At 35.4% G+C, this 15,564-nt stretch carries 30 protein-coding genes; 4 read left to right on the top strand and 26 right to left on the bottom strand.

The features are described from left to right. Positions 1-47: 47 nt before the first annotated feature. The 3 genes from LXM54_RS26510 to LXM54_RS26500 form a co-directional block, all read right to left on the bottom strand. Complete coding sequence (locus LXM54_RS26510) at positions 48-392, bottom strand: HNH endonuclease (protein WP_233319239.1); 345 nt, start codon at positions 390-392, stop codon at positions 48-50. Next, complete coding sequence (locus LXM54_RS26505; protein WP_233319167.1) at positions 385-654, bottom strand: hypothetical protein; 270 nt, start codon at positions 652-654, stop codon at positions 385-387. The genes LXM54_RS26510 and LXM54_RS26505 overlap by 8 nt, the downstream gene beginning before the upstream one ends. A 192-nt stretch (positions 655-846) precedes the next feature. Further along, positions 847-1,449 carry a DUF4145 domain-containing protein gene (locus LXM54_RS26500; protein WP_233319166.1) on the bottom strand — a complete coding sequence of 201 codons (603 nt, stop codon included), beginning with the start codon at positions 1,447-1,449 and terminating at the stop codon, positions 847-849. Positions 1,450-1,594: 145 nt separating this feature from the next. Here LXM54_RS26500 and LXM54_RS26495 point away from each other — a divergent pair, with 145 nt between their 5' ends. Further along, a complete protein-coding gene (locus LXM54_RS26495; RefSeq protein WP_233319164.1) occupies positions 1,595-1,771 on the top strand; it encodes a hypothetical protein in 177 nt (58 codons plus the stop codon). A gap of 51 nt (positions 1,772-1,822) precedes the next feature. Here LXM54_RS26495 and LXM54_RS26490 read toward each other — a convergent pair whose 3' ends face one another. Continuing rightward, entirely contained in the window at positions 1,823-2,200 is a 378-nt protein-coding gene (locus LXM54_RS26490; protein ID WP_233319161.1) for a hypothetical protein, read from the bottom strand. 242 nt (positions 2,201-2,442) lie between these two features. Here LXM54_RS26490 and LXM54_RS26485 point away from each other — a divergent pair, with 242 nt between their 5' ends. Then, positions 2,443-3,219 carry a DUF4393 domain-containing protein gene (locus LXM54_RS26485; RefSeq protein ID WP_233319159.1) on the top strand — a complete coding sequence of 259 codons (777 nt, stop codon included), beginning with the start codon at positions 2,443-2,445 and terminating at the stop codon, positions 3,217-3,219. Positions 3,220-3,264: 45 nt separating this feature from the next. Here the strand turns inward: LXM54_RS26485 and LXM54_RS26480 are convergent, their stop codons facing one another. The 22 genes from LXM54_RS26480 to LXM54_RS26375 all read right to left on the bottom strand — a co-directional run bounded on the left by LXM54_RS26480 (position 3,265) and on the right by LXM54_RS26375 (position 13,271). Beyond that, positions 3,265-3,432, bottom strand: a complete 168-nt coding sequence (locus LXM54_RS26480; protein WP_233319157.1) for a hypothetical protein — start codon at positions 3,430-3,432, stop codon at positions 3,265-3,267. Between the two features lie 237 nt (positions 3,433-3,669). Further along, the gene (locus LXM54_RS26475; protein ID WP_233319155.1) at positions 3,670-3,927 is read right to left on the bottom strand and encodes a hypothetical protein; all 258 of its coding nucleotides are present in this window, start codon (positions 3,925-3,927) and stop codon (positions 3,670-3,672) included. A gap of 3 nt (positions 3,928-3,930) precedes the next feature. Beyond that, positions 3,931-4,383, bottom strand: a complete 453-nt coding sequence (locus tag LXM54_RS26470) for an ArpU family phage packaging/lysis transcriptional regulator (RefSeq protein ID WP_233319237.1) — start codon at positions 4,381-4,383, stop codon at positions 3,931-3,933. Positions 4,384-4,466: 83 nt separating this feature from the next. Then, positions 4,467-4,700, bottom strand: coding sequence for a hypothetical protein (locus tag LXM54_RS26465; protein WP_233319153.1), 234 nt, complete (start codon positions 4,698-4,700; stop codon positions 4,467-4,469). 33 nt (positions 4,701-4,733) lie between these two features. Beyond that, a complete protein-coding gene (locus LXM54_RS26460; RefSeq protein WP_233319152.1) occupies positions 4,734-5,309 on the bottom strand; it encodes a dUTP diphosphatase in 576 nt (191 codons plus the stop codon). Between the two features lie 57 nt (positions 5,310-5,366). After that, positions 5,367-5,819, bottom strand: a complete 453-nt coding sequence (locus LXM54_RS26455; RefSeq protein ID WP_233319150.1) for a hypothetical protein — start codon at positions 5,817-5,819, stop codon at positions 5,367-5,369. Further along, positions 5,803-5,964 (bottom strand): Fur-regulated basic protein FbpA, encoded by a 162-nt coding sequence (locus tag LXM54_RS26450; RefSeq protein ID WP_233319147.1) that lies wholly within the window; start codon positions 5,962-5,964, stop codon positions 5,803-5,805. Before LXM54_RS26450 ends, LXM54_RS26455 begins: the two co-directional genes overlap by 17 nt. Beyond that, a complete protein-coding gene (locus tag LXM54_RS26445) occupies positions 5,961-6,521 on the bottom strand; it encodes a crossover junction endodeoxyribonuclease RuvC (RefSeq protein WP_233319145.1) in 561 nt (186 codons plus the stop codon). Before LXM54_RS26445 ends, LXM54_RS26450 begins: the two co-directional genes overlap by 4 nt. Beyond that, positions 6,518-6,730, bottom strand: coding sequence for a hypothetical protein (locus tag LXM54_RS26440; RefSeq protein WP_233319144.1), 213 nt, complete (start codon positions 6,728-6,730; stop codon positions 6,518-6,520). Before LXM54_RS26440 ends, LXM54_RS26445 begins: the two co-directional genes overlap by 4 nt. Continuing rightward, positions 6,727-6,990: a hypothetical protein gene (locus tag LXM54_RS26435; protein ID WP_233319142.1), complete on the bottom strand. Its 264-nt coding sequence runs from the start codon at positions 6,988-6,990 to the stop codon at positions 6,727-6,729. Before LXM54_RS26435 ends, LXM54_RS26440 begins: the two co-directional genes overlap by 4 nt. 143 nt (positions 6,991-7,133) lie before the next feature. Continuing rightward, positions 7,134-8,075 carry an ATP-binding protein gene (locus tag LXM54_RS26430; RefSeq protein WP_233319140.1) on the bottom strand — a complete coding sequence of 314 codons (942 nt, stop codon included), beginning with the start codon at positions 8,073-8,075 and terminating at the stop codon, positions 7,134-7,136. Next, positions 7,975-8,901 carry a DnaD domain protein gene (locus LXM54_RS26425; RefSeq protein WP_233319138.1) on the bottom strand — a complete coding sequence of 309 codons (927 nt, stop codon included), beginning with the start codon at positions 8,899-8,901 and terminating at the stop codon, positions 7,975-7,977. Before LXM54_RS26425 ends, LXM54_RS26430 begins: the two co-directional genes overlap by 101 nt. 175 nt (positions 8,902-9,076) lie before the next feature. Further along, positions 9,077-9,934: a recombinase RecT gene (locus LXM54_RS26420; protein WP_233319136.1), complete on the bottom strand. Its 858-nt coding sequence runs from the start codon at positions 9,932-9,934 to the stop codon at positions 9,077-9,079. Continuing rightward, positions 9,934-10,884, bottom strand: a complete 951-nt coding sequence (locus LXM54_RS26415; RefSeq protein ID WP_233319134.1) for a YqaJ viral recombinase family nuclease — start codon at positions 10,882-10,884, stop codon at positions 9,934-9,936. The genes LXM54_RS26420 and LXM54_RS26415 overlap by 1 nt, the downstream gene beginning before the upstream one ends. 97 nt (positions 10,885-10,981) lie before the next feature. Continuing rightward, on the bottom strand, positions 10,982-11,137 hold the full coding sequence (locus LXM54_RS26410; RefSeq protein WP_233319131.1) for a DUF6906 family protein: 156 nt from the start codon (positions 11,135-11,137) through the stop codon (positions 10,982-10,984). After that, the gene (locus LXM54_RS26405; RefSeq protein ID WP_233319129.1) at positions 11,134-11,367 is read right to left on the bottom strand and encodes a hypothetical protein; all 234 of its coding nucleotides are present in this window, start codon (positions 11,365-11,367) and stop codon (positions 11,134-11,136) included. The genes LXM54_RS26410 and LXM54_RS26405 overlap by 4 nt, the downstream gene beginning before the upstream one ends. Next, entirely contained in the window at positions 11,364-11,594 is a 231-nt protein-coding gene (locus LXM54_RS26400) for a YqaI family protein (RefSeq protein ID WP_233319127.1), read from the bottom strand. The genes LXM54_RS26405 and LXM54_RS26400 overlap by 4 nt, the downstream gene beginning before the upstream one ends. Continuing rightward, on the bottom strand, positions 11,581-11,880 hold the full coding sequence (locus LXM54_RS26395; protein ID WP_233319126.1) for a hypothetical protein: 300 nt from the start codon (positions 11,878-11,880) through the stop codon (positions 11,581-11,583). Before LXM54_RS26395 ends, LXM54_RS26400 begins: the two co-directional genes overlap by 14 nt. 139 nt (positions 11,881-12,019) lie before the next feature. Then, entirely contained in the window at positions 12,020-12,235 is a 216-nt protein-coding gene (locus tag LXM54_RS26390; RefSeq protein WP_233319124.1) for a hypothetical protein, read from the bottom strand. Positions 12,236-12,316: 81 nt separating this feature from the next. Then, entirely contained in the window at positions 12,317-12,694 is a 378-nt protein-coding gene (locus LXM54_RS26385) for a hypothetical protein (RefSeq protein ID WP_233319123.1), read from the bottom strand. 99 nt (positions 12,695-12,793) lie between these two features. After that, positions 12,794-12,961 carry a hypothetical protein gene (locus LXM54_RS26380; RefSeq protein WP_233319121.1) on the bottom strand — a complete coding sequence of 56 codons (168 nt, stop codon included), beginning with the start codon at positions 12,959-12,961 and terminating at the stop codon, positions 12,794-12,796. 52 nt (positions 12,962-13,013) lie between these two features. Beyond that, positions 13,014-13,271 (bottom strand): helix-turn-helix transcriptional regulator, encoded by a 258-nt coding sequence (locus LXM54_RS26375; protein ID WP_233319119.1) that lies wholly within the window; start codon positions 13,269-13,271, stop codon positions 13,014-13,016. Between the two features lie 174 nt (positions 13,272-13,445). Here LXM54_RS26375 and LXM54_RS28370 point away from each other — a divergent pair, with 174 nt between their 5' ends. Continuing rightward, positions 13,446-14,099 carry a LexA family protein gene (locus LXM54_RS28370; RefSeq protein ID WP_233319118.1) on the top strand — a complete coding sequence of 218 codons (654 nt, stop codon included), beginning with the start codon at positions 13,446-13,448 and terminating at the stop codon, positions 14,097-14,099. A gap of 13 nt (positions 14,100-14,112) precedes the next feature. Further along, entirely contained in the window at positions 14,113-15,537 is a 1,425-nt protein-coding gene (locus LXM54_RS26365) for a recombinase family protein (protein ID WP_233319116.1), read from the top strand. Positions 15,538-15,564: the final 27 nt, after the last annotated feature.

Here is a 15,564-nt window from a genome sequence, read left to right as displayed (position 1 = left end):
CCGGTATCCCCAGTCGATTTTTCATTAAAACGTTTGACCCGGGGGGCTTACCATCGTTCATCGTCTGCCCATTTGTTTACTTTTGGTGTGAATCCAAGGAAATAACGGCCATGCTTCTTGTTATGACAAGTAACACACAACACTTCTAGGTTCTCAGGCTCTAAAGCTAACTCAGGATAATCTTCAAGTTCTTTGATATGGTCCACAACCAGCTGGATCTTCTTACGCTTAGCACGTTCACTATACTCATTAGTATCAATGAATACTTTACCTTGTCGTTTACATTCCTGGCATTCGTTGTTGTCACGTTCTTTAATGATTATCCTCAACTTCTTCCAAGCAGTGCTGTTATAGAACTTACTCTTCTGTTCCTTGGTCTTATATTCAGTCACATGCATGACCTTTCACTCTACGCTCTAATCTGTTAACGATGCAACCAGGTTCAACATGTTCAATCAAATATGTTAGTCCACCCATATATTCCGTATCTGTTTCCCAATGGAGCAGAATCTCTTTGTTCCGTTTAATCTCTTCACCTTTATAAATTACTTTTGGTATACCATGTTCTTCATCTAAGATTATTTGAAGCAATGGTTCTTTCTTCTTTTCAGGTCCAGTTGACTCAGGTCTAATCGTTAAACTTGGTTTATCCATATTCATCATCCTTCTTTGTTTATTTGAAAAATGTTTGCATAAAATTTTATCACTTGGACAATTTAAACTTTGTAGAAACCTAATCGAAATTCTACATCACCTTGTTGCTCACTCGTCTATGCCAAAGATATGGTGAGCAACTACCCTTCTTTCTCCAAAATAAAAAGCATCCAATTGTTGGATGCTCCTTAATCAAGTTCGCTTGTGCCTTTCCATTCTTCCTGGTAGTTCATAGACAAACCTGAGTAACATTTCTGTGAAATCAATCAATTCAATTGCATCTAATCTTGTCATTGAAGGAATTTCATGGGTAGCTTCATTACCCTTTTTTCTAATATGATCAACCCATTCCTTTCCATTAGGTGGAATGAAATGATTATCATTAAGATAATCTACGTAATAAATGAATCTTTCTCCTGCCTTTGCACCTTTTGTATGGCCAATATTCATTAATAATTTTCTACATGCGAGTACTGCAGAATTATAGGCATTTATAGATATACAATTTCTGGCTTCATTGTATAATGATTCTATATCTGGTGGTAGATGTTCTACCTCGTTACCGAATTTTTGACCAGGTACTTGCTGATAAGAAGAACTCAATTCTTTAAAAGTCGGTTTATTACAATTAGGACATATATATATATTCCCTACAAGTGTTTTTCCTGGATAATTTGGTTTATAACAACTATATCCATCTGAAGGACCAACCTTTGAACCACAATAACCACAATCATATGAGGCTCTTGTTAATTTTATTGTTTTCTCCCATTCACCTATTAAACTTCTTACCAAATGAATCTCTCCTTTCCCCTTAATTATCAGAGAAAGGGAATATGCGGACAATCTTTATATTTCGACAATAACTGACAAACTCTATCTCACTTTATAATTATCTGGTATCATAATTAAGCTAAATCTAATTAGAAGGTGATTAGCTATGAGTGAAGAAAATTATAATGGATATGACACAACAATCGTTTATAACTACCAGGATTACCCTGATGTCAACAGTGGTCGCTGCGATAATTGCGAGAACGCTCAATTTAAAAGTTCTGTTAAAAATTATGTGTTCATTCGCGAATGCCGTAAATGCGGTATGAAGAAAAGCATTTGACCCTTATTGGGTCTTTTTTTCTCCAAAGAAAAAGCATCCCAATAAAGGATGCTAGTCTTGGAACAATCTTCTCATACCGACTTCGTCAATTTTCTTATAATACAAAAAGATACTATCTATTAATTCTTGTAATTCTTCGGCATTATAATCGAACATACCATACTCGTAATTTTGTATTACTTTTCCTACTGCAATTTCATACTTACCCATTTCCAGTTCTAATTCCTCAATATCTACCCTTTCTAAAGGAAAGATATTTTTAAGCATTTTTAGGGTTGATTCGACTCTATTCCTTGCAATCTCTACATCTCTTTTCGAAGTAATACTTCTAAAAACACTTTGATCTCCATGAAAGTAACGATTAGCATATTTCCTGCGTTTTTGAGAATATCTATGTTCGCTTATTATTTCTTTAGCTTTAGCATCCATTTTATCAGCCTCCTTTCCCCATTAATTATCAGAGAAATGAAATAAGTGGACAATCTTTCTTTATCGACAAATTTTGACACTTTTATTTTTCTTTTTTATATTGACTGATAGCAACAGTTAACCAAAATCCAGTAACAGTAAGAAACCACGATGTTAAAAATGGGTGTTCATATACAACTTCCAAATGTACAACCTCCTATTTTTTAGGTAAAATATTAACAAATAAAGAGAGGAGCGAACCAATGATTAATTTCAACATTGAATTGCCCGAGTTTATCAATAACGCCTTATCCAAACCAGCACAGGCAGTAGGTAATACACTTACAAATACTTGGGAATTAGTTTTTGGTGGCTTTGATTTATATGTAGATAAAATACAACATAAACGTCAACTAAATGCCCAAAGATTTAAAGATGAAGTAGAAAAGGAAATTGCCAATGTTCCACCAGAAAACCTTGTTGAACCACCATTACACATTTTAGGACCTACACTAGAAGCTTCAAAATACTATTTTGATAGCGAAGAGTTACGGTCGATGTTTGCAAAACTTATTGCAGCTACAATAAATAGCGAAATGATTAGCAAGGCTCATCCATCTTTTGTAGAGATAATTAAACAGTTATCTCCCTTAGATGCGAAAAATCTTTCCTTTTTTAAAGAGCGTTTTCATTACCCTATTTGCGAATACAAGATAACCACTAATAATAGTCGTGGCCATAACGTACTATTATCAAACGTTTTTCTTGAAAATAGTAAAGGTGATTATCAAAACCTTAGTCTAAACGCTTCTTCAATGACCAATTTACAAAGATTAGGATTAATCTCAATAAGTTACACAACTTGGCTAAACAATAGGGACGAATATAACAAATTTGAAACAACCGAATATTTTAAACTTGTAAAGCTAGAAATTGAAAATAATAATCCTAATTTTAAAGGTTATGATGGTATTAAAATTCAAGAAGGACTATGTCAGATTTCACCATTTGGTATTGATTTTATCGATTTATGTTTATAATATTTAAAATTAATAAAAAAACTTTTCTTTTATAGAGAGGTTTTTTTATTTTCTCCTAATAGCTCCACCACGACCACGGGTATATCTGTCCCTATCCATGCCCATAATGTTAATCCAGTCTACTTTTTCTTCTTTCGGTTGCTTTTTCTTCTTTTTATTCATCTTCCCAAGTTGCTTTACCTGTTCTGTCGTAAGATGATCTTTAAGTTTCATATCATCACCTTCTTATTAGACTGTCAGACTATCAGAATTGGCTTATTTCGAGTTTTATTTATCTTTTCGACTGAATAGTCATAAAAATAGAAAAAGCGCCCTAATGACTTAGGAACGCTTCTCTTTGAATATTTTCTTGATGATATAAATATAACATGGGTAAAACCTAATACCACGACTTCTTTTCGAGTTTTTTTAGGAATGTTTTCGGAATTATTTCGTACATATTTCCCCGTTTTATACCTTAATCACTTCATTTGGTCTTGCAGTTAGTGTATAAGGAAGCTCACCTGTTTCTGATAATCCGAAATAACCTAATCGAGAAACCATAACTACAGTGTATTCTTTTCCATCATAGCTAACCTTTTCACCTTTTAAGATTCCGTTATAACCAACTGTTCTCCCTAGATTTAATTGCTTATCAATTTGAGTCATACCGATTGTTTCAACGCCATCTTTATTTTCACTTGCTTCAAACCATTGTACATTTTCCATTTCTTATTCCTCCTCACTACTAAGCACTGCAATATTCAAATTCAAAGCTAACTTATAGAATGCTTTCCAACGAATTTTTGCGTATGTCTTTTCACTAATAGGTGGCTGGAATTTATGGCTATATACATTGTAGTCTGTTAAGTATTCGGACTCGCTGGACAAATACCTTTCTTGGATGAGGAACTTCTCCATTTTAGGCAACCTATCCACAGCCTTTTCAGTACGGAAGATTAAGTTCTCTCTATATTTCTGTTGATCTACATTATATATGGCTATATTTGAAGTTTGATCACTAGTTACATTAGTTGGACCATGATATCTGATTTCCGTACCAGCTGTTATTGAAGCTTCTCGTTCCTCAAATATTAAGTACTTGAACAGTCGATATTGTTCCAAATGTTGTTCTACTCTTATCTGTGTAGCTTTTCTATCTATTTCAGGAAGCACAAAGGACATTTGTTTCAAGACGACTCCCCCCATTTATGATATGATTGACTTACTCGAATTCAGCTGGGAGAAATCCTGGCTTTTTTTATTCACTAATATCCTCCTTGGTTTTCTAATAACCAATTAACTAAGGCTACGTATGCTTTGGCAATTGCTAATTTTCTTTCTGAATCCTGAATTCTAATGATTTCATTTGGATTCTCAATATCAGAAAGATTAATTTGATAAATTGTTACTACCCAGTCCATTACTGGAGAATGGTATATTTCTAACTTTAATCCATTATCTCGACAGTTTTTACTGTACACTTCGTAAAACTCTTCCATGTTAACCTCCTTGTTTAAGGAAAATCCTATTCCTTAATATCCGTTCTCTTGCCTTTCGTGGTTCACTTTGTTTTTATCAAAGTAGGCTTGTTCAATTTGCTCCCATGAGAAACCGAGTCGATATCCCAATCCTAAGTATGCTTTGAATATGTGCAACATCATTATCACTCTGTTTTTCACATCTACAGTATTCATTAATGAAGATGTATGATGATAAATATATCCAAACTGATATTCCATAGTTCCAATTACTTTTTTTAGGTCTTCAATATACTTTTCTATTTTGTCCACATCTAATTGCAACTCAATACATAATTCCAAAACGAAATGCAATCCGTCTACATATTCTTCAAGGAGTGGGTTTTTGTATAACTTCCCATAACAGCCGATACAACCCTTCCTTCCTAGACGGTTACAATGTTCACATGTGTTCATACTAGTCCTTGGTTCTTGATTCTTACTCCAAAACTTAAACCCGCGCCATTCATTCGCACATTCGCCAACTTCCACTAATAATGCCAGGATTAATTTCTCCAAACGATCTTGCCCTTCATATCCGATTTTATCCCTAAGTAATTGTTGCGTTTCAAACAATTTAGTTAAATTCAACTGTAATTCCCCCTGTTATAGAATTCTCTCCCTCCCGAAGGAAGGAGAGTTTATTGCTTAATCTAATTCTTCTTCAGTGGAAGCAGCTACCTCATCAAGCGTGTCCATAGAAAGTTGATTATCAGGAACGTTCACAGAGCCTTTATCATCGACTGAGTATTCTATTCCTTCATGATCATCTTCGTAAAATTCATCAATACTCATTTGGGACTCAACAATATTCAGCGATACATCAGAACCAGCCATTTTATAAAAGTTGAATGATTGGTCTGCAGATGTATCACCTTTAACAACAAAATCTAAAACCGTCTTCTTGCTATCCTTTGCACTCTTACTGAACTCGCATGTTAACTTCTGCTCAACACCTTCAATCTCCAGTTCAACAACTTCTCGAGTTAAGTGATTAATTTCTGGCTTCTTTTCATCCTCACCCTTAACATAAAACTGGATAAGTTCCTTTTTACTGTCCTTTGTTTGTTTATTGAAATGTGCTTTAACTGTTAGTTGCATTAGTAATCGCTCCTTTTTGTTGGTTATATATGTTTTCAAGCTCCTCATATGTAAGTTCATACAGCTGCCTGCCATCGGGAGTTTTGAAATAGCCTAAATCAATGAGTTTTGCTTTTAAATCGTCTTTTTCTTGTTCTAAAGTCATTTTGCAACCTGCTTCTTCTTTCTCTTTTTTGGCTTTTGCTTCGGATGAAGAATATTGAAAATCACTTCTGACTGATAAGGTTCTAAGAGCATGTTCATTTCTAATTCAGATGCATCCTTTAGTAAAGAAAGACTTCTTGCAATATGGGCCATTACAAATGCATCGCTAACATTATCACTCGGATTACTAAATCCCCATTTATCCATTAAGGGTTGTACCATGTCTTCCTTAGTCGAATTACCTTTACCAGTTGCGAACTTTTTCAAAGCATTTGGAGCAACCTCGATATAGTTAATTCTCCTTCTTAACAAGGCCATTCTAATTCCCCAGCCAATTCCACCTAATTGAATTCCTTGTGTTGTGCTGTATCCAAATCCCTCAATCACAACAAAGTCTTCAGGCTGTACGTGTCTCATAACCTCATCAATCATGGTGGCCATTCGCTTAGGATCTTCACTCCCAACACCAGTTAACTCCTTAGCCTTCAACACTTCACAATTAGAGGCGATAGCTACAAAACCTGTTTTTGTACTTGGGTCGATGCCGACAAACCTCATAGCTGAGCTCCCTTCGTTTTAAATGGAGTTTGTTTAGCAATAGCCATATAATTTTCACGGGCCTTATATGGAATACGTTGGGCCTTGTCTTCTGTGTAATACCTATCCGTTTCTTCCTCAATGGACTTATGATGATGAATACATAACGGAACCAAAGCCCATGTGCTTGTTGCATCATCTTTACAGTTTGGATAGCAACACTTCTTCATTGCATTTTCCCCTTTCTTTTATTCAATTTGTTTTCCTTTGCTAAATGAATAACCGCCATAACCACTTCGTCCGGATCTGCACGATTTATTTCTGCCGCTATGCGCTCAATGTCTCCATAACCTGTAAACATTTCAGCTATTATGTTTAATTCACTTTCCCAAAACTCAAAGTCCGAGTCTTCAAGAATTGTAATCTTACGGTCACTTCGCTTTTTACCAGTTTTCTTTCGGTAATGAGCAGTGTGATTAGCCCTGCCCATTACTCATACCGTCCAATTTCCCAAGCAAAGCGTTGTATCTTAACTCTCTTTCGTCCTTTGACTCCTGTGGGCACAAAGGGCAAGGATTAGTTAATACGGAATATGAACCAATGGCCTTCACTACTCTGTTTCCACTGCATAATTCACACATTCTCAATACCTCGCAATCTATGATTTAGACTAAGGTCTTCTCCAGTGATGTTTACTGTGAAGTCGCTGCAACGTTCAATGATTCGGTCTGCAAGTGCTGGGTCCACTTTTCTTAAAGCCTTTGTACTAAGCTCAGATGATATGAGAAACGGCATCTTATTGTTGTATCTATAATTCAGAACCTCATATGTCATTTCCAACTGCCACTCTGTGAACCTTGGCTTTCCATTTAACGGTTTGAATAAGTCGTCAATGAACAACACTTCAACCTTTTTCATTCGATCTAATTTAGACTGCAGCTTGTTAAAATCGTCCTTCAGGTCTGTAAACCCTTCGACATAAGGGAAATAAAGTACACCGATTTGCTTCTTTGACATTAAGTTGTTAGATAAAGCTGTAAGCAAGTGGGTCTTTCCAGAGCCTGGCGAACCAAGTAAAGCCATACTGTTTTGCTCTGTGAACCTGATTTCACGGAACGACTGATAATACTCAACAGCACATTCATAGGCTTCCTTTACGACTTGTGGCTTTCCGTCTGTAACGAAGTTCTTAAATCCCTTACTTTTGAATGCTTCCGTAATCTCACTGGACTTAAGTATTCTGTTTGTTTTTATGGCTATCACACAATCACACTTTTGAGAGTAAGTATCTTTCCATTGCCAAGCTTCAGCAGGGCTGCATACTTTACCAGCAAGGAAATCATCTTCCGGCACCATTTCATTTGGAACAGATCTAGTTTCATGTTTGCCTTTCACTTGAAAGTGCTCTTCTTTCCATACCGTGTCTTTATGAACTCGGTAGATAATCAAGTGCTTGTCCTTACAGACTTTGCATTTATATTTGTTTTCTTCTGACCCTGCCAACTGGAACTGTAGTTGATTCGGCTTCTGCCTTTGCTGAATTTTCTTTAATATTGTTTCTAGATCGGTTGCCATAATGACCACCACCATTCCGATTTTCTTCAAACTTTTTGTTGTATTCTAAAACTGCATCTAGAGTGAATAATTCCATATTGTGATATTTCTTGATAATAGCTTTTATATAGCTCCCCGCATTTCTAGGCGCCTGTTTGCTTGCCCGCTTTATCACTTCACATAAGATAGCTTCCGGTTCTTGAAATTGTGATTCATCAATCCAATAATTAAATTCTTGAATCAGAATTGGAGATGGAAAACCAAAGAATTTTTCGTACTCAACAATTGGATTATTTTCCACAACATCAACCTCATTCTCTTTTATATCTTGTTGTTGTTTTATATCAATAACTTTTATATCCTTTATATCTTTATTACATAGACCAAATTTGGTCTGTCTCTCGACCAAATTTGGTCTATCTCTCGGTTCAGATAGACCGTTTTTTATCTGTCTCTCCTCATCAGATAGACCATTTTCGGTCTGTCTGTTTTTTTGAGAAGTACCATTTTTGGTCTGTCTCTTTTTAAATTTTTTAGACTTTTTAACTTTAAAAATTTCTCCGTAAGGTGCTCTTTTTGAATCGATATAACCGTATTTTTTTAATTTGGCTATATTCTTTTTAACAGTATGTTCGCTGCTACCTAACTCTTCAGATATCTCCGAAAGCTTTATAGGTTTTCCACCGAGAACAATGCCCCAGGTTTCTCCATCTTCATCCTGGCCTTCTTTTGTGGTCCTTGCTATAAGCCATAAGAATTCCCATAGCGCTGTTCCAATATGATCTTTATGTTCTGGTGAAAGTAGTCCAACGTGAACAGGAAAGTAAAGAATGTCTGATTCGGGCATTGTCTCACCTACTTCCTATAACAGATTGCCATTCCATTTTTGATGCTTTTAACCTTGTAATCTGGATAATGTTTCTTTATATAATTAACGACAAGCTGCTTTAATTCTTCTTGGTCCTTCGCTTCTTCCCATAACCTAACTGGCAGGACAATGTTTGTAGGTACATCGTTCATAATTAATCAATGTTAATTACATCATCAGGGTTAAATGGTGTCTTTCCTTCTTGAACTTCCTCGTGGTATTCGATAATATCTGGCATTTCTTCCTGTTCCTCGGTGATATCTTTAACTTCTCGTTGGTCTTCATTTTCATCTGCAGAGACAGCCTTCTGCATTTCGATGGAAAGAATGCCCCATTTACTAAGTAAGTTTCGAATAACAGTTTTCATCGCCATAGCATCATAGTCAGATTTCCAAACGTTGTTCAAAGACTTTTTGTCCTTTGCTTTATTGAATTTAATACGATGTGCTTCGATTTCATCTTTTGTCCAGTACACAGTCTTTTCAAAACCATTAGACAGTTTAAAGTAGCCACAATAACCTATTACACGATCACTCTTCGCACCATCTAAATCAAGCTCGATTTCTTCAGTTAGGCGGTTCCATTTTTTCAATTCACCTTCTCGGACTTCAATCACGTTTATGGATTTGTATAGTCCTGTTCTTAAAGCTAGTTGAATATAACCTTTGTAACCTAATTGAAATTGAGCTGCTTTGACTCCTTTTTTTGAGTCGAAGAAAGGGACAATCCATGCATATCCTAAATTTTTATCTACAGGTAAATCCAATGAAGCAGCCACCATTGCGCTTGAAATTATAGACATTGGTTCAGCACTTTGTATGTTTGTATCTCCGCTATAGAGATTTAATAATGAGGCCATGAATTGTGGTGCTTTCTTCTCTAAAACCTGTTCAAATTTCTTTTGCATTGTTGGTGTACTTAAAAGGGATTTAAGCCCTAGATTTTGTGGGGAAACCTGCTTGTTCCCTTGCTGATTAGATAACTGATTTTTTAATCCTTGATTTGTAGCCATTAATTATCAATCTCCTTCACTGTGAACTTACGAATATTCAATTCTTTTAAAACTTGCTTATATACATCAGGGAACTTTTCTTTTAGTAATGCAGTATCGACTCTGTTTTGCACATGATTTTTCCAAGAAACAATAAATCCATCAGTTGAACCTGCCTCTGCATCTTCAAGAGATGATTTAAGTTTATTTTCAATTTCTCTTTTAGCATCCAGCACCAACTTTTCATTATCTTTAACCTGTTGATATTGCTGCAGTAACGTTTTTGCATCCGATGGCAATATAATCTGTTTGAACCTTTCTGCTCTTTCGTATCGTTCCTTCAGATATTGCTCAGCTGCACTCGAACCATCCAATTCAGGAGCATTTCCTCCTAAAACATGAAACTCCCAAAAATGTTTTTCAGCTTCAAAGATAATGCTGATTAATTCCTCATCACGCTTTATCTCTTTCCAAATAAACTTATTTCCACCAACCAGAACAGCAATATAAGCGACTTCCTTACCTGTTACTCCAAGATAGTGCTGCACTTGAACTAGGTAAGTATCAGGCACTTCCTCACCCTCCCATTCTTTAGCTAGGAAAGCAGAAGCAGTTTTGCATTCTAATAATGCTGACTCTCCGACTACAACACGATCAAGATTTGCTTTTATAAAATGGTGCTCAGGATGACTAAACATATAGTTCACCCTCCGCACCTTCTTTTCAGTTCTTTTTTCAAATTCCTTGGCTACTACATCCTCCATCTCATTGCCCCAGTAGATTGCCTCATTATCCAACTCCACTGGCTCAACCTGTCCGGTTTTTTCTAGCCACAATTCGAATTTAGTACGATATTTATTCAAACCAAGAATGATGCCTGCATCACTTCCGCCAATACCTTTTGAACGGGCTTGTAGCCACTCTGTTCTAGTCATTTCTTTTGTAGGTATTGCATTCTGATTTAGGGACATTTGCAAACCTCCTCTTGATTTTTTATGTTTTTTACCATAAGATGGTTTTGTCTATTCGATAATTTTTTTAGAGTCCACTCGGCAAAGTGGCTCTTTTTTATTCCTTAAATACTTTTCGGGTTGTGCCAGTGTATCTGTGTACCAATGACAGCCTGTCCCCATTTGCTTTGTATATAAGCCAATTTTCAGGATTTAGGCCAGATAACTTAATGATTCCCTTTTGGCGGCGAGTCGGCTTTTTACCGTTTTTCATTCAATCACTTCCCGAATATAGATGTCTGAGATATGTTTAACTTGTATATAAGTGCTTATCTCATACTTTTCATCTTTTACTGTTCCGACAGAAGAGTATGTGTACCACTCATTTTTTGTAATTTCGTTAAACACTTCTGCGGTATTATTTGCATTGATTTGTACAGTGTAATGAGGCTGTTCGTCGGATAATCCACATCCCAACGCAATAGTTGCTGAGTACTTTTTCATTCATCATCACCTGTCGCTTTCCTGAATTTAAACTCCAAGACATCAGTCAAGTAATCTTCCAAACTATCAACCAAAATAATTTCACCATCATGTTCAACGATGTCATCACCAACGAGGATATCATTGCCATAATAATCAGACCCTGCACTTTCCTTTGGTTCAACATCCTTTGAAGGATAACCAGTGGCATTAATACGGGTAATCATTGGATGCTCAAGATTCGTCATCCGATTCGCTCCCGTCCACCCATGAGATATGCATATTAACAGCCAGTAAGAATGACGTAACTGTTACTTTGAACCCTTTTTTCCTGTAGTACTTTACAACCGTTTCTGTCAAATTAAATTCATTCCACAATGGTTCGTTTGGAATCGGTGTTACATAACGATAATGGCCAGCGTTTGCAGCAGCTTCTATAAGAGCATTAGTCCCATTTATGAACTGGTCCTTTACAGTGACTGCGATTTTATGACGATTATTCCTCGATTTCTCCTGCATTTGTGCTGCGTTCATTACTATCTCCCCTTAAGCTTTGTTTTTTGAGTAATGTTCCATCATGTGTCCAACAGTGACAACATCTCTTAGGTTGGTGGAATGCGGAACGCTATCCAGCTTCCTATGTAGATCACCATCTGTTACATAACGATATAGTTCATTGCTGAATACCATATTCCTCATCCCCTTTGCTTATTGACCATTTTTCTTTAGTAGTTTGTGCTCCTTTTTTTGAAGAAGCTTTCAACTTTTCTAGGTTTTTCATACCGAAAGTTTGACCACTTGTTTGTTCATAAGGAACAAGTGGATGCTTTGCGATATAAGCCAAACGTTCTTCCTCAGTCATGTACCAAACAGTAACTTTTCCGACCACTATTCATCGCCTCCTTAAATTAGAACTTCAATCATTCTTCAAATTTCGCATTGTGGGTAAAAGATTACCGACTGTTGTCGGTTAAATTACATAACGCTTATATTCAACAGTTTCAATTGAGTAATCTAATGCGCCGTAGTTGATTCTTTTTTCTTTAAGAGCATTCTTTAAAAAACGTTTGATTTTCAATAGCTTTTTTATGGTTCTTTGCTGATCCTTTTCAGTTTCATTCCAAGTAACTACTCCAATATAAAAACTTGATTCAATTAATTCTTCCGGACGTGGGTAATCAAATCTTTTATCAAATACTCCTTCTGATGGTGCTGCTAAAAATTCGATCTCTTGCACATGACTTGTGAATTCGAATTTACATTTAATTTCTGTTTGAATATGAACAAGTACAGCTAATTGTTGAATCTCACCGATTAATCGACTTACTTTTAAAATGTAATCATTCATTTACTTCACACCTTTCTTAGAATTAAGTAAGCTTTGTTTTTCATTTGTGCTTAGTTGAAGCCATTCAGCTGGTTTGATTTTCATTTAACTCACCTCCTATTATGAAATTTCCTTTACAGGTTTTTCGTTGCATTGGATAGTGATATCACCGATTGTCAAATTCAAAAATTTTATTTCTTTCCCGTATTTTCTAGATAAAATTTGTTCAACAATCGGCTTAAGGTTTCTTACCTTTTCTTCTGTAAGTAATTCTTTGCTTAAACCCATAATAATCACCTCAATTAAGGCTATGCAGGTGGACAATTAGGACAACTCTACTTTATAAAGTAGAATCACTACCTACATATCTACTAAAAGTAGAGTTGTCATTAAAAAAAATAAAATCATAGCTAAACTCAAGGATTGCACTTATCTTCTTGGCTTCACCTACAGTTACATCATCAGGATGTTTCTCCATTTTTCTATAGGTTTGGACATGGATGCCAAGTTCCTTTGCAACTTGTTCCTGAGTCATTCCTTTGAGGAGTCTAGCTTGCTTAAGAGTGAATTTCAATGCTATCACCTCGCTTTTTCTCATCCACAACCACATATTACTCTACCAAAAGTAGAATGTCAACTAAGTAAAATATAAAAATCTCAATCATTTTTTCACGAAACTCTATCTAAAAGTAGAATTTTTTCGCTATTTCGTTGTATTTATTCTACTTTTAGTATAGAATAATAAACATAATATAGTTCGGAGGTCTTTAAAGTGAGTATTGGAAAAAACATAAAAAAATTAAGGGAAATACATAACTTATCACAAAAGGAATTAGCTGAGATTGCGGGTGTATCTGATAAAGCTGTTTCTACATGGGAAAATGAGATTAAGGAACCTAGAATGGGTACTATTCAAAAAATTGCTGATCACTTTGGAATTTTAAAGAGTGATATCATCGAGGATAAAAAGGATAATGTTACTTCTATTCGCTCGACTTTGGCACATGGTAATGATTCAGTAAAAATGCCTTTATTAGGTTCAATTTCAGCTGGTGTTCCTATAGAAATGATTGAAGTACAAGACCTTGTAAATGTTCCTAGAGAAGTAGGAGAAACATATCCTGATGCATTTTTATTAGAAGTTATAGGTGACAGTATGAATAAAGTGATACCAGAAGGTGCATTAGCATTATTAGACCCAACTGTGGAAGTTAATAATGGCGATATAGCTGCTGTAGCCGTTAATGGTTATGATGCTACTTTAAAAAGAGTTTTTAAACATCAGGATGGTGTCACTTTAGAACCTCTTAGTTATAATCCTGACCACCAAACACAATTTTATAGTGATAAAGACATGGACCATTGCCCAGTATCAATTAAAGGTAAATTAGTCTGGTATATGGCACCACTTAATATTAAATTCTAGGAGGATTTTATCTATGAAGTGTGTAGCCTATATTAGGGTATCTACAGATGAACAAGCCAAACATGGTTATTCCATTGCTGCACAAAAGGAAAGACTTGAAGCTTATTGTGTTTCGCAAGAATGGGAGCTAATTGACACTTTTGTTGATGATGGATATTCCGCTAAAGATTTAAACAGACCTCACTTTAAAGAAATGATGGAACGTGTCAAGAATGAAGATATAGATGTTCTACTGGTTTATCGATTGGACAGATTAACTCGATCTGTATTAGACCTCTATGAAATATTAAAAATTTTAGATACACATAACTGTATGTTTAAAAGTGCCACTGAAGTGTACGATACTACAAACGCTATGGGTAGGTTGTTCATTACATTAGTTGCTGCAATAGCTCAATGGGAAAGGGAAAATACAGCAGAACGAGTAAAACTGGGTATGGAAAAGAAAACAAAGTTAGGAAAGTGGAAGGGTGGTATGCCTCCTTACGGCTATAAAATTCTAAATAAGGAATTAGAAGTTAATCAGGATGAAGAGCCACTAATTAAATATATATTTCATTTATCGAAAACTTTAGGTTTCTATACTATTGCAAAGAAATTAACTGAACAAGGTTTCACTACAAGAAAAGGTGGAGATTGGCACGTCGATACTGTTAGAGATATTGCTAACAACCCTATATATGCTGGATATTTAACTTTCAATGACCCAAAAGACTCCAAGAACCCCCCTCGCCAACAAACCTTATATGATGGTCAACACAGCTGTATAATTCCCAGAGAAGAATTTTGGTCATTGCAGGATTTACTTGATAAAAGAAGAACTTTTGGTGGAAAAAGAGAAACTAGTAATTATTACTTCTCTTCAGTTCTCAGATGTGCTCGGTGTGGATCATCAATGTCAGGGCATAAGGGTTCTCAGGGAGTGAAAACTTATCGTTGTTCTGGTAAAAAGGCAGGAAAGAATTGTACCAGTCATATTATTAAAGAAGATAACTTAGTTTTAACAGTACTTAATTCACTTGAAGAAATAACAAAACAAATTATTGGAGATACCAATCAAAACAATATCTCTCAGCAAAAAATAACTGAATTAGAAACTGAATTAAAACTCATTCAAAAGCTAATGAAAAAGCAGAAAGTTATGTTTGAGAATGATGTGATAAGTATCAATGAATTAATAGCAAAAACTGAAAACCTACGCCTTCAAGAAAAACAACTTACTGAAGAAATTTCTAAATATCAAAAAGCAAATAATACAAATACTGAAGAAATAAAATTTATAATGGAAAACATCCACTCTCTATGGAATGATGCTAATGATTTTGAAAGGAAACAAATAATCAGTACAATTTTCAACCAGCTAGTTATTGATACGGAAGATGAATATAAACGTGGCACAGGTGCATCTAGAAAAATAATTATTGTATCTGCCAAATAACTAAATGTCTTTTATAGGATGAGGTAC

Origin of the sequence: Bacillus sp. Au-Bac7, from assembly GCF_021341655.1 — a bacterium.
Taxonomy (GTDB): Bacteria; Bacillota; Bacilli; order Bacillales; family Cytobacillaceae; genus Niallia.
This window is presented reverse-complemented; position numbering and strand designations above follow the sequence as displayed.